This is a genomic window from Candidatus Villigracilis affinis (assembly GCF_016705895.1).
GTDB lineage: Bacteria > Chloroflexota > Anaerolineae > Anaerolineales > Villigracilaceae > Villigracilis > Villigracilis affinis.
Genome location: NZ_JADJKT010000026.1, coordinates 34,820 through 57,027, shown reverse-complemented (window position 1 = coordinate 57,027; position 22,208 = coordinate 34,820). Strand labels below are relative to the sequence as shown.

Genomic DNA, 22,208 nt, shown 5'->3' with positions numbered 1-22,208 from the left:
TTATTCATATCTTTCCCTAAAGCGGCTTACCACCCACTGGCTGATCAGGTTCAATACGAGGGTCAGCAGGAATAACATCATTGCGATCGCAAAAAGGCTGGTGTAATCGATGCTGTTATAGGAAAGGTCACCGCCGCTGATACGGGCAATATGACCGGTCATGGTCTCGGCCGCATCCAATGGATTGAACGAAAAATTCGGGCCTGAGCCTGATGCCACGGCAACGATCATTGTCTCCCCGACAGCGCGTGAAATGCCCACGATCAGCGCAGCGCCGATGCCCGAAAGCGCCGCAGGCACAACCACTTGCAGACTGGTCTCCACTTTTGTAGCACCCATTGCATAAGCGGCTTCACGCAGCGAACGCGGCACGGCGCTTAAGGCATCCTCGCTCATCGAGGAGATGAGCGGCAGGATCATGATTCCCATCACGATCCCCGCCGATAACATGTTGTAGACTTGAAGTTGGTCGCCAAAAATGGATTTCAGGATGGGAGTAACAAAAAGCAAGGCGAAATACCCGTAAACAACGGTTGGGATACCGGCAAGAACCTCAAGAATTGGTTTCAGGATGGAGCGCGATTTAAAAGAAGCATATTCACTAAGGTAAATGGCAGCGGCCAGCCCAAGCGGAAGGGAAATAAATATAGCGACAAAACTTGTCACAAGGGTCGCCGAGACCAATGCCCAAATGCCGTATTGTCCAATTCCCGGCTGCCACTTGGTGGTACCGAGAAATTTTCCAAGTGTCACATCGGGATTGGTGAAAAAGAGCATGGCTTCCTTGCCCAATTCATACACAATGGCAATTGTGACAAAAATGGACAGGATTCCCGCAAGGAAAAGCAGCACTTGAATAATGCTTTCAGCGGGTCTTATTTTTTTCTCAAGATTGAGCGGGCGGAAATTCTTATCTTCCATGGGTGTGTCTGTTTGCTTCATTTTCGCTCTGTGCTTCCTATCGCCTGTCTTACATCACCAAACCTGCGGAAAAGTTTCGAAATAAGATCATGATCTCGGTGGCAAATTCCAAATTCCATCAAACCCAACGGTGATCAGAATGAACTCTCTTAAGAGGAGAAGGTTTTAATCGGAGGCCGTCAGGCTGTCTTGCAAGCAATCTTCTCCGATATGCCAAGGCTTCTGACCATAGACTTGCTTTTACAGCATGAATGGGCTGGCCTCATTTTCGAGGCCAGCCCGGATTTATTTTTCTTTTTGTTAATTTCCTGAAGCAGACATCCAAGCATCGAGGGAGCCCTGGAGGGCATCGGCAGGAGCGGGGAAGTAACCCACATCCACGATGTTGTCATTGACGTTGCTCAGGTAGAAGTAGATGAACGCAGCGACCTGGGGTTTCTCGGTCAGGATCTTCGCATCAGAGTAGATGAACAGCGGGCGGGCGAGCGGATATTCGCCAGCATCCACGCTTGCTTGATTAGGTTCAACACCTTCGATACCAATGGCCTTCAAAGCGCCAGAGTTCTCAGAGTAGTAAGCGAAACCGAAGTAACCAATGGCATACGGGCTGCCTTCCACACCCTGAACGAGGACGTTGTCATCTTCAGAGAACTGCGCGCCTTCGAGGCCGAGTACGGCTTCTTCACCGAGGGTGATATCAGCCTTGCCTTCAGCGTTCGGGGTCAGCGGGGCAGCAACGGCTTCAACGAAGTAGTCGAAGGTGCCGCTGTCAGCGCCGGGGCTGTAGATGAGGATCGCTTCGGCGGGGTAGGTGGCATCCACCTGATCCCAGGTCTTGAACTCGCCAGTGTAGATCTTGCCAAGCTGTTCCTTGGTCAGGCCGGTGACGAAATCGTTCTCAGCGCTTACGACCACGGCCAGGGCATCTGTTCCCACACGGAACTCGATGGGTTCGCGGCCAATCGCAGCGCAGGCTTCAACTTCGCTGTCCTTGATCGGGCGGGAGGCATTCGCAATATCGGTTTCGCCGGTCTTGCAGAAGCGCTCGAATCCAGCACCGGAACCAATGCTGTCCACGGTGATGTTGCCGGTGTAGCCTTCCTGTTGGAAGAGCTCGGACATGCGCTCGGAAAGCGGGAACACGGTAGAGGAACCTGCGGTGATGATGTCACCAGTTACGGCATCGGGAGCATACATCGCCATGGCTTCGTTTTCAGCGGGGGCAGCAGCTTCACCGCTTGTAGCAGAAGTCCAGGCATCGAGGGAGCCTTGGAGGGCATCAGCAGGAGCGGGGAAGTAACCCACGTCCACGATGTTGTCATTGACGTTGCTCAGGTAGAAGTAGATGAACGCAGCAACCTGGGGTTTCTCGGTCAGGATCTTCGCATCAGAGTAGATGAACAGCGGGCGGGCGAGCGGATATTCGCCAGCATCCACACTTGCTTGATTAGGTTCGACACCTTCGATGCTGATTGCCTTCAAAGCACCGGAGTTCTCAGAGTAGTAGGCAAAGCCAAAGTAACCAATGGCATACGGGCTGCCTTCCACACCCTGAACGAGGACGTTGTCATCTTCAGAGAACTGCGCGCCTTCGAGGCCGAGTACGGCTTCTTCACCGAGGGCGATATCAGCCTTGCCTTCAGCATTCGGGGTCAGCGGGGCAACAACGGCTTCAACAAAGTAGTCGAAGGTGCCGCTGTCAGCGCCGGGGCTGTAGATGAGGATCGCTTCGGCGGGATAGGCGGCATCCACCTGGTCCCAGGTCTTGAACTCGCCAGTGTAGATCTTGCCAAGCTGTTCCTTGGTCAGGCCGGTGACGAAATCGTTCTCAGCGCTCACAACCACGGCCAGGGCATCGGTTCCCACGCGGAACTCGATGGGTTCGCGGCCAATCGCTGCGCAGGCTTCAACTTCGCTGTCCTTGATCGGGCGGGAGGCATTCGCAATATCGGTTTCACCGGTCTTGCAGAAGCGCTCGAAACCAGCGCCGGAACCGATGCTGTCCACGGTGATGTTGCCGGTGTAGCCTTCCTGTTGGAAGAGCTCGGACATGCGCTCGGAAAGCGGGAACACGGTGGAAGAACCTGCGGTGATGATGTCACCAGTTACGGCATCGGGGGCGTACATCGCCATCGGGTCTTCAGCAGGCGCTTCAGTGGGTTCAGCAGCAGGAGCTTCCGTGGCGGCTTCAGTAGCAGCCTCAGTGGGCTCGGCGACAGGGGCTTCAGTGGCGGGTGCTCCGCAGGCAGCGAGCACGAAGCTCAAGGCTACCAAAACAAAAACAAATGAACGTGCAAATTTGGTCATTTCTATTCTCCTATGTTTTATATAACGATGCGGATGATAACAAGCGGCTCTTAAGGTCAATGGAAGAATAGGTTAACGTCTTGTTAAAGCTTGAAATGAGAGCGTTAAACAAAAATGCCCACCATCTCTGGTGGACACCGTCTCCATTTCGGAGACATTAAGGAGGAGAAGAACGCTGCTATTGTTTCTCTGCCGCAACAACAGAAGAAGGTCTCAGCAACGAGACTTCAGAAAGAATGGGGTCGTGCCAATTCCATGTGTTGATCTCGGATACGGCGCGATAGGCGGTGAGATCAAGCTGTAAAGGGGTGACCGAAACAAATCCATCGGATAAAGCGCCGACATCGGTTCCCGACTCAGGGACGCCTGTTGGGGCTTCCCCACCGATCCAGTAATAGGGACGGCCGCGCGGGTCCACGCGTTCATCCAAACGGCTGTGATACACGCGCAAGCCTTGTCTCGTCATACGGAAGCCTTGAATCTCTTCATGCTTCAGGAACGGTACATTGACATTCAACAATGTGTCAGCGGGCAACCCATGTTGCAGGACGTTCCGAACAGCCATCCCTGCGGCAAGAGCGGAAGGTCCAAAATCGATCGGGCCGACATGCCCATCGGGTATTTCCAAAGAAACGGCAACGCCGGGCAATCCTGCGATTACGGCTTCCATCGCGGCAGTTACGGTTCCTGAGTAGGTCACATCATGGCCCAAATTCGCGCCGACATTGATGCCCGAAACAACCAGATCAAATTTTTCCTTGAAATATCCGAGCGTGGCCAGAGCCACGCAATCGGAGGGTGCGCCATCGCCTCCAAAAGCCTGTGTGCCATCATCCAGATGAAACTCGCGGACGCGCAGGGCGCGGTCCAGTGTTTTTACGTGACCGCTGCCAGACCAGTTTCGGTCGGGGGCAAGGATCGTCACAGTGCCAAGTTTGCGCATTTCCTGTGCCAATGCCAGTAATCCGGCGCAAGCACGCCATCATCATTTGTAACCAGTATGTTCTTTGTCATTCCAATCCATTCTCTTTCAAAGTGCCAATTCCAATTCCTGCTCATCCAGGATTTCATAGCCGCGGTCTTTATCATCCCATTTGGCAACGACCAATGACGCCCAAAGCAATGCGAGCAGAGGGACGATCACCACCAAATATAGTGCAATACAAAACATCAACATATCAAACCTCTTTTCAGCTTGTTGTGATGGTCCGTCGCGCAAAGAGACTGCCAAGGTAGTTCAATGCCCAACTGCCCAATATTTTGAACATGCCCCATTCATTTTGTTTGCGAACCTTTGTGGTTCTGTTCTTCAAGGCGGTCAGCAGATCTGCTGCTGTTTTGCCTTCGAATTCGGTTGCCCCAAAGCCGATGGTTTCGAGGATGTGCGCGTCGCTGCTGCCCGTCCGCGCGAGTTTCAAGCGGTTCGAAAGCAGGCTCGCGGAGTGATTGCTGACCCTGTCAATGGAGGTGCCATTGTATGTTTCGATGCCGATCAAGGTTTCGGCCACTTTTCGATTGCGCAGGGCCTTTAAAATGGACATGGCATTCAGACTCTTCATACCCATTCCGCCTGCCATGGGGTGCGGGGCTATGCATACGCCGCCGAGTTCGCGCACCTTCATAACCGTTTCCACGAGCGAAAGGCCAGCAGCTACTTTTTCCCTGATGAACAGGGCCAGCAGGTCGCCTTCAGCGGTGGTGATCTCAATGCCCGGAATAACTTCCACGCCGTACATGGGTGCAATTTCCAGAGCCTTCAAGGCGCCTGCAATTTCGTCGTGATCGGTGATGGCGATGACATCCAGCCCCAATTGTTTCGCGCGTGTCAAAACGGCGGGCAGGGAGGCCGTGCCATCGTAGCTGTAGATCGTGTGTAAATGTAAATCTGCGAGTCCCATTCAATTTCTCCTTAAAATGGACACTGACGTCCATGCTTTATGTTTTTCCATGTCCAGAGTGTACCTGCGGGCCATTAAGACCCTGTGAAGATTGTTTTAAGGAATTGTATGGGTTCCGTTAACAAAAACTACCCGCTAACCAGGCGGGTAGTTGCCTCTTTGAGGCTTAAGGAGGAGAAAAGAATTAAGCGCGTTTGCGCTTCTTCAGGTAGTCGCGGCGTTTGCGGGACGCGTCCACTCCGAAGACGACAACCATGGATACAAAAATGACGGAAGATAAAATTGTTTCCATACGTTTTCCATTTCTATGCCCACATCATACATCAAAGAGTTTATTTCTCACTTAAGAACCAGTTAACATCCAGTAAACAAAAATGAAAAGGCAAAAAATGGCATAAAGTCATATCCAATCCGTTGGGAATCTCTGTAGGTTGTTTACATATCATTAACCTGCCATTTCAGCCGTGTTAATTGACTCAGGATATTCTATCTTGTGACTCACTTTGTATAAAACAAACCATCTTTGAAGGAAAACAACATGGTGCGAAAAGAGCTAGGCCACGAGATCCACAATGTCAGAGACGAGATACTTGTGCTTTCCAGCATGGTTGAAAAGGCAATGCTGGATTCAGCGGACGCCTTAAAAGATCACGATTTCCAGGCATCCGAAACTATACTCAGAGAAGATAACAAGATCAACAGAAAGCGTTTTGAGATGGAGAGTTTGATCATCTCACTGATCGCCACCCAGCAGCCCATTGCCCATGACCTGCGCATGCTTACCGCCATGCTGGACATGTGCACCGAGTTGGAGAGGATGGGCGATTATGCCAAAGGGCTGTCCACCATCAACATCAGGTCTGAAGGGTTGAGCCTGCCCCGAATCCTGCTGGATATTCACCACATGGCAGAAAAGTCGGTGGACATGCTGCATAGGGCGATCACATCCTTCGTGGATGAAGACGTTGAATCAGCCAGAGCCATCGCCCATGAAGACAACCTGATCGATTCGTTATACAGGGAGATCTATTACGAAGCCATGGATGTCGCCATCGAAGATGCCAGAAATATCGAACGGGTAAATCACGTCCTGTGGGCCGCACACAACATTGAACGGTTTGCAGACCGGGTGACAAATATCTGTGAGCGTACTGTTTTCGTCGTTACCGGAAGCCTGAACGAACTACACCTGCAAGAACAAAACGAGGTCAGAATCTAGGATCATCATCCATGCAGAAAATCGCGGCGATAGACATTGGGTCAAACGCCATTCGCATGATCGTTGGGCGGGTCACTGATTTGTGGGAAGTGGAACTTTTGGAAAATATCCGCCTCCCCGGTCCGCCTTGGGCAGGATGTTTTCACAATGGGGAAATTACAGGAAACGACCATTCAGCAGGCTGTTGAAGCATTTCAACATTTTCGACGCGTGGCAGACGATTTTGAAGTGACCCGTGTCCGCGCGATTGCCACCAGCGCCATGCGCGAAGCCTCCAACGGTTATATTTTGACCGACCGCATCCAGCAGACAGCAAAGATCGAAATCGAAGTCATCAGCGGGGATGAGGAAGCGCGGCTGATCCACCGCGCGGTTTCAGATGCGATCAAACTTAACGGGAAGCGGGCTGTTTTGATCGACATCGGGGGTGGCAGCGTTGAGGTGACTCTTTCTGAAAACGGGAACATCGTCTCGACCGAAAGCTATAACATGGGAACGGTGCGCCTGCTCAAAAAGTTGGATGGGCACAAAGAATCCGGGCTCTCGTTTTTCAACAATCCAAATCGTCCCTTTGCCCTATTGGTGCGCGAATATGCGGAAGCCGCGCGAAAAAGGATCGACCTCGAGATCGGCAAGGAAAAGATCGACTTGTGCATCGGCACAGGCGGAAATGTCGAAGAGCTTGGCAAACTGCGCCAGAAACTGCTCAAACAAAGCAGCAGCGAAGTATTGCGAATGAGCGAATTGCAGGAGCTGATCGAAAGAATCAATGACCTGAGCGTCAAGGACCGAATTCGCAAATTAAAATTACGACCAGATCGGGCGGATGTGATCCTGCCTGCGGCGATCGTGCTTCAGTTGATCGCGCACGAGACCGGGGTAAAACAGATCCAAATCCCCAATGTGGGTCTGAAGGACGGCTTGCTGGCGGAGATCGCAGACGAACTCGCCAGAGGTCCACAATTGCCCAGACGGGAACAGGTATGGAGTTCGGCAACACGGCTCGGTAATAAATATGGATTCGATGCGGAACACTCGAATTTGGTGGCCAAACTGGCAGGACAATTATTTGATCAATCAAAGGAATTGCACCGCCTTGATGAAGAGGAACGCCTGCTGCTTGAGATCGGCGCACTCCTGCACGATATCGGGCATTTCATCAATACGCTCGACCACGACAAACACGGTTATTACATTTTGAAAGCAAACTCTTTGATCGGGTTGAATGTACGCCAACAGGAAATTGTCGCCAATCTCGTCCGCTATCATCGTAAATTTCCGCCGACGCTTGAGGATACTGGTTTCAAATCGCTCCCTCCTGCTGATAGATTGATCGTCACTAAATTATGCGCGCTGCTCCGCCTTGCAGACGGCATGGATATCAGCCATACACAGCATGTGAGAAGCGTGGCACTGACCAAAAAGAAAAAACGCTGGGAATTGAACATTCAAGGCAGGGGCGATCTGCTTCTGGAGCGCTGGGGGTTGAACAAGCGCCGATCCTTATTTCAGGAAATTTTCGGAGTTGAGCTGGAGATCACATAAACCATGGAAACCGATTCGATTTTACTTTCCGCTTTTGACGAGCGCTGGAAGAAATTCCGCGCCCAGCACAAAGCCTGCCGCATGGAATTTACCGACGAGGCCGTGCATGACCTGCGCGTGACATCCCGGCGCTTGTTGGCGGTGCTGGGGCTTGCAAAGGTGCTCGTTCCGCATCCGCGGGTGCGAAAGGCACGGCAAATCATCAAGCAAATGATCGAAGACCTGAATGAACTTCGTGATGTGCAGGTAATGCTCGTGGAAACCTCTGAAAACATTGAGATGATGCCCGAATTGAAGCCGTTTCGAAAATTCTTGAAGAAGCGCGAAGCCAAATTAATGCGAGCGGCTTACAAGCGCATCAAACAAAATGGGCTTTCAGAACTCAGCAAGCGGATCGGGAAGATCCGGGAGAGCCTTGAAAAAGAGGAACAGGCAAGCCCGCAATTTAACGAGCGGCTGCTTGAAGCGGCGCACAATGCCTATGCTTTAGCCGAGCAGGCCTACGGTCAGGTGGATCCGCTGCAGGCTTCCAGCATCCACCGTTTGAGGCTGGCGTTCAAAAAATTCCGCTATCTGGTTGAGATGATCCATCCGCTCGTTAAGGATTTTCCAATCGGGAATTTCGAGAATATGCATAAATATCAGGGCATGATGGGAAACATTCAGGATGCCGAAGTTTTCCTGAATTCGTTTTGGAGTACGTGAAAGAACATTCGCCCCAGACCGACACCGAAAACGTGACCCAATTTTGCAATGCCCGGCTGAAATCGCTGATCGTTGATTTCATGGAAAACAAAGGTGAGGTTTTCACTTTTTGGAATTTTGACAAACCGCAGAACGAGGAGCATAAGAATGAATCTTTACATCATACGTCACGCAATCGCAGTGGAGGCAGGAAACCCAAAGTACGAGGAGGACAGCCAGCGCCCGCTGACCGGAAAGGGGAAGGACAAGATGAAGAAAATCGCCCAGGGATTATGGGAGATGGAAATACAGATGGACCTGATCTTGAGCAGCCCGGCAGTACGGGCAATGGAGACGGCAAAGATACTGGCGAATAGGCTCGATAACAAAAAGAGCAGGTTGATCGCGACAGAACATTTGGAAGCCACCGGCTACGCCGATCAATTGATCAATGAAATAAAAGAGAAATATGGCGATATGGAAAATATTGCGCTGGTGGGGCACGAACCCTACCTGAGCAGCCTGGTTTCAGTGCTGATCTCAGGGAAAACAGACAGTTCGGTGACCTTGAAAAAGGGAAGTGTATGCCTGCTATCCATGGATGCGTTAGAATATGGAAAGTGCGCAAGCCTGAACTGGCTGCTATCCCCGTCACAATTGGTGCAAATTGGTGAAAACTCATAAGCCAAGCATGGAAAAAGAATTTCTCGAAGCCCAGTCGGAGTTGAATGACCCGTCGCTGTTCGTGAACCGCGAACTCAGCCTGCTGGAGTTTCAAAGACGCCTGCTGGATGAGGCCAAGGATGAACGCAATCCGCTGCTTGAGCGGGTGAAATTTCTCGCCATCCTCGGTTCGAACCTCGACGAATTCTTCATGGTGCGCATTTCGGGCGTCCGCAAGCAGGTGGAGGCGAATATTAGTGAGCTTTCCATTGATGGAATGACTCCCCGCGATCAGCTTGCCGCGATGCGGAAATTTGCCAGCGAACTCTTCAAAGAGGCGCACACCTGCCTGACCAAAAAGCTGATGCCCAAACTGGACAAGGCGGGCATTCACGTGATGGAGTACGGAAAGTTAACGAAGCCTCAAAAGGAAAAAGTGGATGACTATTTCCGTGAAATGGTCTACCCCGTTCTTACTCCGCTGGCGTTGGACCCGGGGCATCCATTCCCGCATATTTCAAATTTAAGTTTGAGCCTGGCCATCGTGATCCGCGACCCGAAAGGGACGGAAAGATTCGCGCGCCTCAAAGTGCCAGATACGCTTCCCCGCCTGGTACCCATCAAACGGTCATCGGGAGGCGAGCGCAAGGATGGGACCATTCCACGCCACCACTATTTCGTCTGGCTGGAACAGGTCATCGCCGCGAACATCGAATTGCTTTTCCCGGGCATGCATGTGGTTTCGGTTCATCCCTTCCGCACCATTCGCGATGCGGACGTGGAAATTCAGGAGATCGAAGCCGACGACCTGCTCGAAACCATGCAGCAAAGCATTCGGCGCAGAAAATTCGGCTCGGTGGTGCAGATCACGGTCAACGAATCCATGCCGGGTGATATCCGCGAATTGCTGGTGGATAACCTGGAAGCCAAGCCAAACGACATCGCCGTGCAAGCCAATCCGCTGGGGCTGGCTTCGCTCTGGCAACTTTACAAGAGCGTGGAAAACACGAATTGAAATACACGCCTTACACGCCGAAGATAGCCAAACCGCTTAAAAACCTGGAGAGCACTGAAGACTTCTTCGCCGCCATTCGTCAGCAAAACATCATGGTTCACCATCCATATATTTCCTTTTCATCGGTGGTGGATTTTCTGAACACTGCGGCACGCGACCCGCATGTGCTTGCCATCAAACAAACGTTGTATCGCGTCGGGGGAAATTCCCCCATCGTTGAGTCACTGCTCGAAGCATCAGAGCGGGGCAAGCAGGTGGCCGTGCTGGTGGAACTCAAAGCCCGCTTCGATGAAGAAAGCAACATCGGCTGGGCACGCAAGCTGGAGCAGGCTGGGGTGCATGTTGTGTACGGCTTGATGGGATTGAAAACGCACTGCAAGATCGGGCTCGTCGTAAGGCAGGAAGGCGAAGGCATTCGCAGATATGTCCATCTTGGAACTGGAAATTACAACGCGGTCACAGCCAACCTGTATGAAGACCTCGGTATGTTCACCGCCGATGAAACCATCGGCACCGATGCCACCGACCTGTTCAATTTTCTAACGGGATATTCCGCCCAGCAAAGTTATCGAAAACTCCTTGTTGCGCCCGTGTGCCTGCGCGACAAATTTGAATCTCTGATCCTGCGCGAGATCGAGCACGCCAAAAATGGAAAAGAAGCGCGGCTCATATTCAAGGCCAACGCCATTGTGGATCCGCGCATCATTCAACTGTTGTATCGTGCTTCACAGGCGGGCGTCAAAGTGGACCTGATCATACGAGGGGTGTGCTGTCTGCGCCCCGGCATCAAGGGCATCAGCGAAAACATCCGTGTCATCAGCGTGGTTGGGCGTTACCTCGAACACAGCCGCATTTATTACTTTTTCAACGACGGCACCGAAGAGATCTATCTCGGCAGCGCCGATCTGATGTCGCGCAATTTGAACCGCCGTGTCGAAGTGGCCTTCCCCATCGAAGACCCTGCACACATTCGCCATATTCGCGACACCGTCCTCGATGCCTACCTGCAAGAAAACGCCCGCGCGCGCTTCATGCAAAGCGACGGCAGTTATGTGCGCAATCAGGTAAAAGATAAATTGACAGTGGATATTCAGGAATTGTTGATCAGCGAATACAGGGGCAAGCGGGGATAGTTTTTACCAAACGGGGATCTCAAAATAGAAAGTACTGCCGCGTGTCTCTTCGCTTTCCGCCCAGATCTTTCCGCCGTGCGCTTCCACGATATGTTTCGAGATCGAAAGTCCCAGTCCGGTGCCTGAACCTGTGCGGGAACGATCCACGCGATAGAATCTTTCAAAGATGCGGGATAGACTCTCCGACGGGATTCCAACGCCCGAATCCCGCACAGCGAATCTTACACAGCCGTAACCTGCTTCTGCTTCGAGAACAATCTCTCCCCCGGGCTTTGTGAACTTCACCGAGTTGTGAATCAGATTCACCAACACCTGCTCCAGCCGTGATTTATCCGCGCGGATGGCGGGCAGGTCTGTGAGGCAGTTTGCGTGCAATTTCAAATTCGCGCGTTCCGCCTGCAGCTTCATTCGATCTGCCGCGGAGGATAATAAATCTTTCGGCGAAAGCGGCGCAAGGACAAGTTCCACCTGCCCCGATTCGATTCTGGAAAGATCAAGCAATTCCTGCGCCATTTGCGTCAGCGCATCCACTTCGGTGATGATCCTGCTCAAGAAACGCGGACCAGCATCAGGGTCCGATATGGCCCCGTTTTGCAGGGTCTCGGTCAATGCCTTGAGCGAGGCGAGCGGAGTCCGCAATTCATGTGAGACATTCGAGATGAAATCCCTGCGCACCGTTTCGAGCTTGCGCACACGGGTAAGATCCTGCACCACCAGCAGACTCCCGCCTGCATGCTTGTCGGGGATGACGATGAGCTGCAGAAAATGTTTTCGCGCAGGCAGTTCAACCGACTCGGTCTGCAGTTCACGCATCTGCTGGCTGCGCCGCCACGCCTCAATCAATTGATGATTGCGAACCACTTCCGCAACACTGCGCCCAATGGGATTCTCGGACTCGAAAAGTTTTTGCGCCGCAGGGTTTGCATACTGCACCTGCCCCGCTGAATCAGCGATGAGCACGCCATCGGTCAATTGAGCAAGCACGGTCGCAAGGCGGGTGTTCTCGGAACCCAACGCTGCAAGTTGATTCGCAAAAGACGATTTCAACGCCGCGATGGCACTCGATAAATTCTCGATCTCTACCAGGTCGGCGGGGAGTCTTTCGGGAACGGAACGTACCAGTTCAGCGTATTGATCGACGCGTCGTTTTAAAACATAATATCGCCACGCAAACCACGCGGCGACAAAAAACAAAAAGCCAGCGATCACCCACGGAAAAAGATTCATCCTTTCCCTGTTATCCTTCGAATCTATATCCGCCGCCGCGCACCGTCACAATGCGGACCGGATTGGCAGAATCTTTTTCTATCTTTTGGCGCAGCCAGCGGATATGCACATCCACGGTACGGCTGTCGCCGATGAAATCCCAGCCCCATACGCGCTCTAAAATAAATTCACGGGAAAGCATCTGGCCTTTGTGTTCGGCAAAGAACAGGAGCAGTTCATATTCTTTTGGTTTCAGTTGCAGGGGGATTCCATCCAACGTCACTTCGCGGCGGGTGAGATTAACGATCAACGATTCGAAATTCAAGGTTTCGTGCCTGGGCGGCGAAGCCTCAGGCCTGCCCATTTCCTCGCGCAGCAAACGCGCCCTGCGAAGCTGTGACTTCACCCGTGCCATCAATTCACGCATGGAGAACGGTTTGGTCAGGTAATCATCCGCGCCGACTTCGAGGCCCACCACGCGGTCGATTTCATCGTCGCGAGCGGTGAGCATCAAGATCGCCGTGGACATTTCCTTGCGCAAAATACGCGCCACTTCGAAACCGTCCATTTCGGGGAGCATGATATCGAGCACGATCAAGTCAGGTTTCAAGCGCCGCGCCGCTTCGAGCGCAGAGCGTCCATCCCCCACTGTTTCCACCGTATAACCTTCTTTTTTTAGATTATAGGCAAGGGTTTCCTGTAAAGAGAGTTCATCTTCAACGATGAGAATTGTTTCAGCCATTACTGGGAATATATCACAAAGGGTTGGCTGTCTGTTAATGGGATGTTAAAGTTTTTTCTCCACCTCCTCTTGATGCTGCGATTTAAAGGTTACTTCATATTTTGAAAAGCGCAGAATCTTTTACTTACCTTCTCCGGTGCGGATGGTTTGTGTGTACTGAAGAGGCGATTTACCCACCAGCTTCTTGAAATCGTTGACGAAATGTGACTGGTGACTGTAGCCAAGATCCGCCGCAACGGATGCCCAATTGGGTTCCTGCAACTGCGCCGCCAACTCCACCGCTTCGAGCAGGCGATACCGCATCAGCACCCACTTCAAGCCAACTCCCACATATTTTTGGAAAAGATACTGAATTGTACGGCCGCTTACATAAAACCGTTCGGTTACCATCTCAACAGTCCGCAGGTCTTTATCGGCGGCAACAGTTTCGAGAATCGAATTGATCAACGCCATGTTCTGATCGAGCGCTGGCTTCCTTGCCAATAGCAATTCTTCCACCCACGCCACCATCAACTCGTCATCGTTCAGTCCGAGCAATGCATGGCGAAATTCCTCATCCACTTCAGGGAAAACCTCTTTTACATCCACAACCTTATCGGTCAACATAACGATGGGTTGACGCCAGAACGGGTGAAACCCGCCGGGCTTGAACATAGTCCCCACGATCGTACCGACATCCTTCACTTCATATTGGTATATCCCGGTCGTCACTCCCGTGATCCAGGCGCGGTCAACGGTGAAAGCGAAGTTGACGCTCGAATGCGGCAGGACTTCTGAGATGTACGGCGGCTGTCCGCGCAAATCCCAATGGATCGTCCAGTGGTGTTCCACGAAGGGGGCAAGATCAGCCGAAGGCAGGTAGCGGCTGAGTTGAAAACGCGTGGCAGCGTTGGCCGGGTCAAGGATGCCCTTGTGCCTTCTGGCTTTCTTTTGAAAACGATTTGCGGATTTTTGCAATACTTTCGACATTACAACTGCTATTATACCGACTTAGGAGAAACGATATGACAACGTCCTTTTCGATCACAAAACAAATCACGATCAACGCCTCAACAGGCAGGGTTTGGGAGGCCCTCACTACTCCGGAAATCGTCAAACAATACATGTTTGGCACAGAGGTTGTATCTACCTGGCAGAAGGGTGGTCCACTGGTTTATAAAGGCCAGTGGGATGGCCAACCCTTCGAAGACAGGGGGGCGATCCTGGAGATCACGCCACAAAAGCTACTGAAAGCCACTTACTTCAGCGCCGCCAGCGGACTCGAGGATAAGCCTGAAAATCACAACCTGATCACCTATGAGATCATCCCGGAAGAAGGCGGTTTAACCGTCTTATCCATCACGCAGGATAACAATCCCTCTCAATCAGCCGCCGATTATGCCGGTGAAAACTGGGAAATGACCCTCAACCAGATCAAATATCTTTTGGAGAAGTCATAAGCATGGGACCGACCTATTACAACACCTTCATCGAAGTCGCCGAAGATTGCCCTGTGTCACAGGCTGAGATTCCGCAGGCCAAAGGCGAGAAGAAGACGAAGGCGGTTATTGAATATGAACTAATCGCCAAAAATCCCTACAAATACAGCGGGGATGATATCGCCTTCCTTGCCCATGCACTGCACAGGGAAATTCCCAAAGAACACTGGGCCGAGGAGCGAATCAAGTTCTTCTCTCAGGGTCAGCCATGCCTGCGGGCTTCGGCGTTGGGCAAGCGGTATGGCTGGGGAACGTATCACAACGAAGATGGAAAAGTTGCGCTCATTCCGCTCGAATCAAAGGAATACAATAAATTCGCCAATGCTGTCGGCTTAAAACATTTGAAGGCCATGCGTTCCAAAAAGGCTTGATCGCCACTACAAAAAAGCGGAGCAGATGATTAGGTCTGCTCCGCAAGGTTTAGAATATTATCATTTCGGAGTGCGGACTCATCAATATCTATGTAAGAAGTCTCTTAAAAAAAACACTTCATTGAAGATTGATCTTCAATGAAGTGTTTTCACATTACTTATTCACCATTTCCTTGACTTGTTCTATATAAGAAAGGCTTTGATGCCTGAAATACGTGTTGTACAACTCGGCATAATGACCGTCTTGCTTTAGCAAGCCATCGTGGTCACCCTGCTCGATGATGGAGCCCTTTTGCATGACGACGATCCGGTCTGCGGCTTTGACGGTGGAGAGGCGATGTGCGATGAGGATGCTGGTGGTGTTCTTCAAGATGAGATTCAACGCCTGCTGGATCTGCCATTCGGTGAATGGGTCAATGCTGGCGGTGGCTTCATCGAGAATGAAAATGGCGGGGTTTTGCACGAGCACGCGCATCAACGCAACCAGTTGACGCTGTCCCATGGAAAGGCGGTTACCGCGTTCGCCCACTTCGGTGTGCAGGCCGTCGGGCAATGTTTCGAGCCATTCACCATCACCGATCTTTTTGGCGAGCTTGAGCATTTCGCTTTCAGGGACGCCCGGCGCGGCGTAGCGGATGTTATCAATCACCGTGCCTGAAAACAGGAAGGGGACTTGCGAAACGATCCCCAACTGGCGGCGGTATTGGGTCAGGTCAAAGGTGCGGATGTCACGGCCATCAATGCGCAACTCTCCGTTTTGGTATTCGTAAAAACGCGCGATCAATTTTGCAATGGACGATTTGCCCGCGCCGGTATGTCCTACCAGGGCGAGAGTCTCTCCGGGTTGTATGACCAGATTGAAGTTACGCAGGATCGGTTCTTTATCCGAATAGCTGAAATCGAAATTTTCGAACTTGATCTCGCCTTTGAGTCGCGGCACATCCTGCTTTTCCTTTTGGATCACATTCGGGTCGGCATCGATCAAAGCGAAGACGCGCTCGGCAGCGGAGAGGCCGCCTTGAATTTGCGCCCAAAACGAAGTGAGATTCAGGATCGGGAAAAAGAACTGGTCGAGGCTCATGATGAAGAGATACCATGCGCCGATGCTGACCAATCCCTGCTCCGCGCTCATACCGCCGACATAAATGAGGATGCCGACAAAAACGCCAGACAGCGCATTGAGCGTGGGGAAAACCAGCGCAAGCACAAACCCGCGCCGCACATTGACCTGATATGACTGCTGATTCGATTCATCGAACGAGGCGAAGATGCTTTGCTCCTGCCTGAAATTCTTCGCGATGGAAATGCCGCTGATGGTTTCCTTGATCGCGGCGTTGACATCGGCCATCGCTTTCATGCCGCGCTTCGTCACCACACGCGCCAGCACGCGGAAACCCGCAGCCACCGCAAAGATCGCGGGCATGAACGCGATCAACAACAGCGACAATTTCAACTCGGTGCGAAAAAGCACCACGCCGAGAATAAACGCCTGCATCAATTGCGAAACCACATCGGTGATGATGACGATGAGTTGACCGAAGTCATTCGTATCGGATGTGATGCGCGAGACAATGCGGCCCGATGAAAATTGATCGTAGAACGAGAGATCATGTTCGGCGGCGGCGCGGAAGGCGCGTGTGCGCAGATCGAGGACGACATCGCCTACGGCGCGCACGATCAGACTCCGCCGCATCCAGTTCAGCCCCCACAAGCTGACTCCAACCCCCATCAGCGTGACTCCCACCAGGGCGATCTCCTGAATCGTCGGCTGTTCGCGGAGCAGATCTATCATGCGGCTGACCACCACCGGCAAAGCCGCGCCGATGAAGGCCAGCGTAATCACCAATACCGAGGCGATCACCAATTGTTTGGCTTTGGTTTTGAAAAAGCCAGCAATGCGGCGCGTGAGTTCACGGTCGCTGTATTGTCTATCGTATTTTTCGTCGTTTAGTCCGGCAAAGAAACCCATAAATCCTCGTGGTATTTCGTCCTGAGCGGAGCCGCTTGTTCTTAAGCGGCGCAGTCGAAGGACAGTTTTTCAAAACACATTATTCTCACATCAAATTGCCCTTCGACTGCGTTCCTCGAAGAGCACTCGTCTCTCCGCTCAGGGCGGAGGATTTTTATTCCCTGAAAATTCTGGAATACGCTTCGGAGGTTTTCATCAATTCATCATGCGTGCCGATGGCTGCGATCTTTCCCTTGCGAAAGACGATGATGAGGTCAGCCCAGCGGATCTGCGAAAGGCGGTGCGTGATGATGAAGGTGGTCCGTCCGCGGGCGGCGTTGGCAATGGCGCGCTGAATTTTGTCTTCGGTGGCCGAGTCGATCGCGGAAGTGGAATCATCGAGCACGAGAATGCGCGGGTCGGTGAGAAAGGCCCGGGCAAGCGCGATGCGTTGACGTTGTCCGCCGGAGAGGGTCACGCCGCGTTCACCGACGACGGTTCCATAGGTCTGGTCGAAATCCAAAATAAAATCATGCGCTTGCGATGCGATGGAAGCGGAAATGATTTCTTCCTTAGTGGCGCCGGGTTTGCCAAAGGCGATGTTATCGCTCAGCGAACGTGAGAACAAAAAGATATCCTGCTCGATGATGGAAATCTGCGAACGCAGGGCGGCTAGATTCCATTCGCGCACGTCCACGCCATCGATCAAGACCTGACCCGAGGTGACATCGTAGGTGCGATTGATCAGCCTTGCGAGCGAGGTCTTCCCCGCGCCTGTCTGCCCGACAATGGCGACGGTTTGTCCCTGCTTGATCTTGAATGAGACGTCTTGAATGACGGCATCGCCCTCGGGGTAGGGATAAGCGAAGGAAACGCCGCGGAATTCCACTTCGCCGCGCATTTCGGTGGCGCGTCCCACAGCATTTTGGTCGAGATGAGTCTCGCGGTTGATAAGTTCCAAAATACGACGCGCGCTGGAAAGTCCGGAGGAGATCTGTGAATACGCCCATGTGGATGTGAAGGTGGGGAATTCAAGCAAACGCAGCAAACCAAAATAAGCAACGACTGCGCCGAGGTCAATCGTCCCTGCGCGGAAAAGCAGCAACGCGTGGACAAGTCCGCCCGCGTAGGCGGTGCCCAGCAACAGCATGGCAATGTAGCGTCCTTCAAGATCACCCTGACGGACGAAGGCATCGCGCACCTTACGCGCATTGGACACGAAGCGGTCCACTTCCGCGCCTTCCTGCGCCGCGCCTTTCATGATCTCCACGCCATCCAGCGATTCGGAGAGGTGCGTGTTCATATCACCAAAGGTCGCGCGGACTTCATCCGTGATCGGCGCAAGCGACTTGAGATAACGCGCCAGCCCGATGAAATAAATGATCGTGAAGATCGTCGGCGTGATGAGCAGGGAGGGATGATAGCGCGGCGCAGCAAAGAACAGCATGATGATGAACATGAAGGAGCCCACCACCAGGTTCACGCCGGGGTTGAACATGAAGTTCACCTCACGCACATCGTTGGTGGAGCGCGCCATCGTATCACCGACAGGTTGAAGATTATGGAAGGTCATGCTCTTGCCAAGCAGGGAGAGATACAACTCGTCGCGGATATCGCGTTCCATGCGCTGGGCCATGAGTTCCGCGCCGAAGTTGCGCCCCAATTGCAGCACACCACGGATGACCTGCGAAATGCCAATGATCAGCGCCAGTGGCAGCAAAACGGATGTATCCGGCGGCGATTCGATCATCGAGTTGAAGGCATCCCCTGTCAGCACGGGCACGTAGGCCGCCAATGCGGCATTGCCGATCGCACCGATGACGATCATGATCACGATCCACCAATAAGGGCGTGCGTGCGAAACGATCCACTTGAGGGTGGTCGCCCGATTATAGGAATTCTTGCGATGCAGGGTAAATTCTGCGGGAAGAGAAATGGAAGACATGCGTTGATTGTACCATTTTGAAATAAATGGCTTTCGCACCTTTTAATTCAGACAAGTGTTGTCTTGTTTAGAGTGACAATCCTGTCACCGCCCTATTTAAGGAGAATAAAAATGAATATGCCTAGCACAATCGCTGGTTGGTGCACGATCCTGTTTTTCCTTTTCTTTGGTCTGGGAGTATTTTTAGCCATTCCCCTGCTTTCAACACTCACAGGCATCTTCGCGCTTGGTGTTGTCATCTTCACACTGATTGGAAAATAACCTACAAATCACCTCAAAAATGTCACCCTGAGCGATAGCGAAGGGTCTCTACGCCAAACTACGAGACTCTTCGGTCGCAAAGAACGCTCCCTCAGAGCGACATGGTATTTTTGACAAGTTCGCAAGTTGGAAAATTATTTCGTTAAACAACTGGAAGGTTGGCAGAATTCAAACCTGCCAACCTTCCAACCTGTTAACCCGTAGCTCGTAAATTACGCCTTGCCCAACACCAGCGCCAAAAGCGCCATTCTCACATACAAACCATATTCCATCTGACGGAAGTATGCGGCACGCGGATCATCGTCAAAGTCTGTGCTGATCTCGCCCACGCGCGGCAACGGATGCATCACGATCATGTCCTTCTTCGCCGCCTTCATGATCTCAGGGTCGATCACATACGCGCCTTTCACTTTTTCGTAATCAGCGGGGTCTTCGAAGCGTTCCTTTTGCACACGGGTCACGTAGAGCACATCTGTTTCGGGGAGAATCTTTTCCAGTGACGCAAACTCAGCCTGCGGGATGTTTTTCGCGCCGACTTCCTCCATCACTTCCTTCGGCATCTTCAAAATATCAGGCGAGACATAATTCAATTTGATATTCGTAAAGGTCGAAAGCAAACGCGCCAGCGAATGGACCGTACGTCCGTATTTCAGATCGCCGAGCATGGTCACGGTCAGGTTGTCGAGGCGGCCGATCTCTTCCATGATGGTGAAGGTATCGAGCAGCGCCTGAGTCGGGTGTTCGCCCACGCCATCGCCCGCGTTGATGACAGGTTTCTTCGCCGCCTTCGCCGCGATCGCCGCCGACCCTGTTTCAGGGTGGCGCAGCACGATCACATCGGCATAACATTCCAGCGTGCGGATCGTATCGGGCAGGCTCTCGCCCTTCGACACCGACGAATACTTCACCTCACTGATCGGGATGACCGACCCGCCGAGTCGTTCCATCGCCGCCGTGAACGATGACGAAGTACGCGTGGACGGTTCATAAAAAAGATTCGCCAAAATCTTTCCCTTCAGCAAATCGAACGTCCCAACGCGTTCGACCATTCCACGCATTTCGTGCGCCACACCGAACACGTACTCCAGATCGTCGCGGCTGAATTGTTTGACAGATAAAATGTCCTTGCCATACCAGTCGGCGTTCTTATTTTCGCCGAAAGGCAGGTGCGGGGATGTTGATTGAGTTGGCATGATTTAGTCTCCTGGTCTGATGGTCTTTAGTCTTTTAGTCTTTTTGAAAATCGGAACTCCGATTGCACGCTGACAACGGGTCCCGTTTTATCACATTTTTCTACGCCTCGCACAAATCTCTGCGACTCACTCCACGGGTAAGGCTGGCTCTGTTTCGAGGACTTTCTTCAACTCTTCCAGCAAAACCCTGATATCGCTTTGGCTTTTTGCTTTCCTCTTCTTCCTCTTTCTTCCTTTCTCTACTCCTCATGCCCATGCCGATGATGGATATCTGGCATATGATCGTGCTCATGTTCCTCGGCAGGATGTTCATGCTCATGCGAGTGGACTTCCATTGCGGTGTCATGTCCATGCGCGGAATCATCATGGCTGTGACTGTGATCATGGAACATGGCCGTATGTGTGTGTGAATGGGAATGCTCTTCATTGATCAGCAGCAACGCGCCGCCGATCATGAGGATCGCCGCGATGACAAACAAAAACGACGGAAATTCTCCAAAGATAACAATCGACAGAAGCACGCCCGCCAGCGGAGCCGTGCCATACAACGCACTTGTCCGCGCCGCACCCAACCCGCGCATCGAGCGGATGAACAGCATCGTGCTCAAGCCGTAACTGACAAATCCCAAAGCTAGAGTGCCAAGAATGATCGATAGAGACGGCAGTTCATTGCCGAGGAAAAAGGCAAGCAGGAAAGAGAACGTCCCTGCAACCAATCCCTTCCACGCTACGATGGCAAGCGGATCCTTGCCCGAGATATTGCGCGTGAAATTATTGTCCACGCCCCACAACACACAGGCGAGGATAATTCCCAGCGCACCGAGCGAAAGCCCAAAGCCTTCGCCAAGGTTCGTGGAGAGGAAAATACTCGCCAACGTAATAACGATGATCGCGATCCACGCACGGCGGCTGATGGCTTCCTTGAAAAACAACAGAGCGATCAATGTTGTTCCCACCCCTTCGAAATTCAGCAACAACGAAGCTGTCGAAGCGGACGTGTTTTGCAGGCTGATCATCAATACGATGGGAGCCAGAATTCCACCAGAGATGATTGCGCCAGCCAGCCACTTAATATCCGGAGGTTTGATATCTGCCTCGACATCTTTGGATCGCATCCGCTGAGTCAGCCTGACGAGAAAAGTCCCTGTGCCGCTGCCGAGGTACAAAAAAGCCGCCAGAAAGATCGGTGCAATGTCATCGCCGAGCAGCAATTTCGCAATCGGCGCACTCGCCCCGAAAAACAGCGCAGCAGTCAGTGCTTGCAGGATAAAAGGTAAAGTGGAGGATTTCATTTTACAAAAAGGTGATTCGCCAGCGGAAAAATATTGATCAATGGCTCTTCATACGGGTGGACGCTTTTCACAACCCGAATCGCATCGTTGACCAGTTCGCGCCTGCAATTGACTTCGATCTTATATTCGACGCCGGAACTGATCTTTCCGACCTCACCCTCAAAAGGATTCGCACCTTCGAGCGGGCGGTAATATCCCTGCACAGGGTAAACCGCCACACAGTGATCGTAATTTCCGATTCGACCCACGCCGATCTTTGCCAATTCATGACGGATTCGTAAAACATGCTCCTGAGGGGTGAAAATCTCGAGCTTTACTTCGATAAAATCCTGCATATGTTTTATTCCTCATAAAAAACTTCCGAAGCCTTAAGACTTCGGAAGTTTG

22 protein-coding genes and 1 pseudogene are annotated in these 22,208 nt (G+C 52.2%); 10 read left to right on the top strand and 13 right to left on the bottom strand.

Annotated features, from left to right (window positions below):
* The 5 genes and pseudogenes from pstC to IPI86_RS12240 all read right to left on the bottom strand — a co-directional run bounded on the left by pstC (nt 1) and on the right by IPI86_RS12240 (nt 5,126).
* Nucleotides 1-942: a phosphate ABC transporter permease subunit PstC gene (gene pstC, locus IPI86_RS12260; protein WP_345298296.1), complete on the bottom strand. Its 942-nt coding sequence runs from the start codon at nt 940-942 to the stop codon at nt 1-3.
* A 279-nt stretch (nt 943-1,221) separates the two neighbouring features.
* The gene (locus IPI86_RS12255; RefSeq protein ID WP_345298295.1) at nt 1,222-3,228 is read right to left on the bottom strand and encodes a PstS family phosphate ABC transporter substrate-binding protein; all 2,007 of its coding nucleotides are present in this window, start codon (nt 3,226-3,228) and stop codon (nt 1,222-1,224) included.
* A 178-nt stretch (nt 3,229-3,406) separates the two neighbouring features.
* Nucleotides 3,407-4,242: pseudogene (gene surE / locus IPI86_RS12250) on the bottom strand (5'/3'-nucleotidase SurE).
* Between the two features lie 16 nt (nt 4,243-4,258).
* Nucleotides 4,259-4,405 (bottom strand): hypothetical protein, encoded by a 147-nt coding sequence (locus IPI86_RS12245; protein ID WP_345298294.1) that lies wholly within the window; start codon nt 4,403-4,405, stop codon nt 4,259-4,261.
* 13 nt (nt 4,406-4,418) lie between these two features.
* Nucleotides 4,419-5,126 carry a PHP domain-containing protein gene (locus tag IPI86_RS12240; protein ID WP_345298293.1) on the bottom strand — a complete coding sequence of 236 codons (708 nt, stop codon included), beginning with the start codon at nt 5,124-5,126 and terminating at the stop codon, nt 4,419-4,421.
* Between the two features lie 538 nt (nt 5,127-5,664).
* Here IPI86_RS12240 and phoU point away from each other — a divergent pair.
* The 7 genes from phoU to ppk1 all read left to right on the top strand — a co-directional run bounded on the left by phoU (nt 5,665) and on the right by ppk1 (nt 11,385).
* On the top strand, nt 5,665-6,345 hold the full coding sequence (gene phoU, locus IPI86_RS12235) for a phosphate signaling complex protein PhoU (protein WP_345298292.1): 681 nt from the start codon (nt 5,665-5,667) through the stop codon (nt 6,343-6,345).
* Nucleotides 6,346-6,356: 11 nt separating this feature from the next.
* A complete protein-coding gene (locus IPI86_RS12230; RefSeq protein ID WP_345298291.1) occupies nt 6,357-6,533 on the top strand; it encodes a hypothetical protein in 177 nt (58 codons plus the stop codon).
* Complete coding sequence (locus IPI86_RS12225) at nt 6,493-7,890, top strand: HD domain-containing protein (protein ID WP_345298290.1); 1,398 nt, start codon at nt 6,493-6,495, stop codon at nt 7,888-7,890. Before IPI86_RS12230 ends, IPI86_RS12225 begins: the two co-directional genes overlap by 41 nt.
* Before the next feature lie 3 nt (nt 7,891-7,893).
* On the top strand, nt 7,894-8,595 hold the full coding sequence (locus tag IPI86_RS12220; RefSeq protein ID WP_345298289.1) for a CHAD domain-containing protein: 702 nt from the start codon (nt 7,894-7,896) through the stop codon (nt 8,593-8,595).
* Nucleotides 8,596-8,742: 147 nt separating this feature from the next.
* On the top strand, nt 8,743-9,258 hold the full coding sequence (gene sixA / locus IPI86_RS12215) for a phosphohistidine phosphatase SixA (RefSeq protein WP_345298288.1): 516 nt from the start codon (nt 8,743-8,745) through the stop codon (nt 9,256-9,258).
* 7 nt (nt 9,259-9,265) lie between these two features.
* On the top strand, nt 9,266-10,252 hold the full coding sequence (locus IPI86_RS12210; RefSeq protein ID WP_345298287.1) for a hypothetical protein: 987 nt from the start codon (nt 9,266-9,268) through the stop codon (nt 10,250-10,252).
* Nucleotides 10,249-11,385 carry a polyphosphate kinase 1 gene (gene ppk1, locus IPI86_RS12205; protein ID WP_345298286.1) on the top strand — a complete coding sequence of 379 codons (1,137 nt, stop codon included), beginning with the start codon at nt 10,249-10,251 and terminating at the stop codon, nt 11,383-11,385. The genes IPI86_RS12210 and ppk1 overlap by 4 nt, the downstream gene beginning before the upstream one ends.
* Before the next feature lie 3 nt (nt 11,386-11,388).
* Here the strand turns inward: ppk1 and IPI86_RS12200 are convergent, their stop codons facing one another.
* The 3 genes from IPI86_RS12200 to IPI86_RS12190 form a co-directional block, all read right to left on the bottom strand.
* Entirely contained in the window at nt 11,389-12,612 is a 1,224-nt protein-coding gene (locus tag IPI86_RS12200; RefSeq protein WP_345298285.1) for an ATP-binding protein, read from the bottom strand.
* 10 nt (nt 12,613-12,622) lie between these two features.
* Nucleotides 12,623-13,333 carry a response regulator transcription factor gene (locus IPI86_RS12195; RefSeq protein WP_345298284.1) on the bottom strand — a complete coding sequence of 237 codons (711 nt, stop codon included), beginning with the start codon at nt 13,331-13,333 and terminating at the stop codon, nt 12,623-12,625.
* A 120-nt stretch (nt 13,334-13,453) separates the two neighbouring features.
* Complete coding sequence (locus IPI86_RS12190; protein WP_345298283.1) at nt 13,454-14,302, bottom strand: helix-turn-helix transcriptional regulator; 849 nt, start codon at nt 14,300-14,302, stop codon at nt 13,454-13,456.
* 35 nt (nt 14,303-14,337) lie between these two features.
* On the opposite strand from IPI86_RS12190, the gene IPI86_RS12185 reads away from it, so the two are divergent.
* Entirely contained in the window at nt 14,338-14,772 is a 435-nt protein-coding gene (locus IPI86_RS12185; RefSeq protein ID WP_345298282.1) for an SRPBCC family protein, read from the top strand.
* Between the two features lie 2 nt (nt 14,773-14,774).
* Nucleotides 14,775-15,182 (top strand): DUF6157 family protein, encoded by a 408-nt coding sequence (locus tag IPI86_RS12180; RefSeq protein ID WP_345298281.1) that lies wholly within the window; start codon nt 14,775-14,777, stop codon nt 15,180-15,182.
* Between the two features lie 154 nt (nt 15,183-15,336).
* Here IPI86_RS12180 and IPI86_RS12175 read toward each other — a convergent pair whose 3' ends face one another.
* Nucleotides 15,337-17,151, bottom strand: a complete 1,815-nt coding sequence (locus IPI86_RS12175; protein ID WP_345298280.1) for an ABC transporter ATP-binding protein — start codon at nt 17,149-17,151, stop codon at nt 15,337-15,339.
* 154 nt (nt 17,152-17,305) lie between these two features.
* A complete protein-coding gene (locus IPI86_RS12170) occupies nt 17,306-19,075 on the bottom strand; it encodes an ABC transporter ATP-binding protein (RefSeq protein ID WP_345298279.1) in 1,770 nt (589 codons plus the stop codon).
* A 117-nt stretch (nt 19,076-19,192) separates the two neighbouring features.
* Here IPI86_RS12170 and IPI86_RS12165 point away from each other — a divergent pair, with 117 nt between their 5' ends.
* Nucleotides 19,193-19,336, top strand: a complete 144-nt coding sequence (locus tag IPI86_RS12165; RefSeq protein WP_345298278.1) for a hypothetical protein — start codon at nt 19,193-19,195, stop codon at nt 19,334-19,336.
* A gap of 212 nt (nt 19,337-19,548) precedes the next feature.
* Here the strand turns inward: IPI86_RS12165 and pyrB are convergent, their stop codons facing one another.
* From pyrB to IPI86_RS12150, 3 genes are all read right to left on the bottom strand, one after another.
* Nucleotides 19,549-20,529, bottom strand: coding sequence for an aspartate carbamoyltransferase (gene pyrB / locus IPI86_RS12160; RefSeq protein WP_345298277.1), 981 nt, complete (start codon nt 20,527-20,529; stop codon nt 19,549-19,551).
* Nucleotides 20,530-20,768: 239 nt separating this feature from the next.
* The gene (locus tag IPI86_RS12155; RefSeq protein ID WP_345298276.1) at nt 20,769-21,821 is read right to left on the bottom strand and encodes a DMT family transporter; all 1,053 of its coding nucleotides are present in this window, start codon (nt 21,819-21,821) and stop codon (nt 20,769-20,771) included.
* On the bottom strand, nt 21,818-22,156 hold the full coding sequence (locus tag IPI86_RS12150; RefSeq protein WP_345298275.1) for a cytochrome C biogenesis protein: 339 nt from the start codon (nt 22,154-22,156) through the stop codon (nt 21,818-21,820). The genes IPI86_RS12155 and IPI86_RS12150 overlap by 4 nt, the downstream gene beginning before the upstream one ends.
* Between the last annotated feature and the right edge of the window lie 52 nt (nt 22,157-22,208).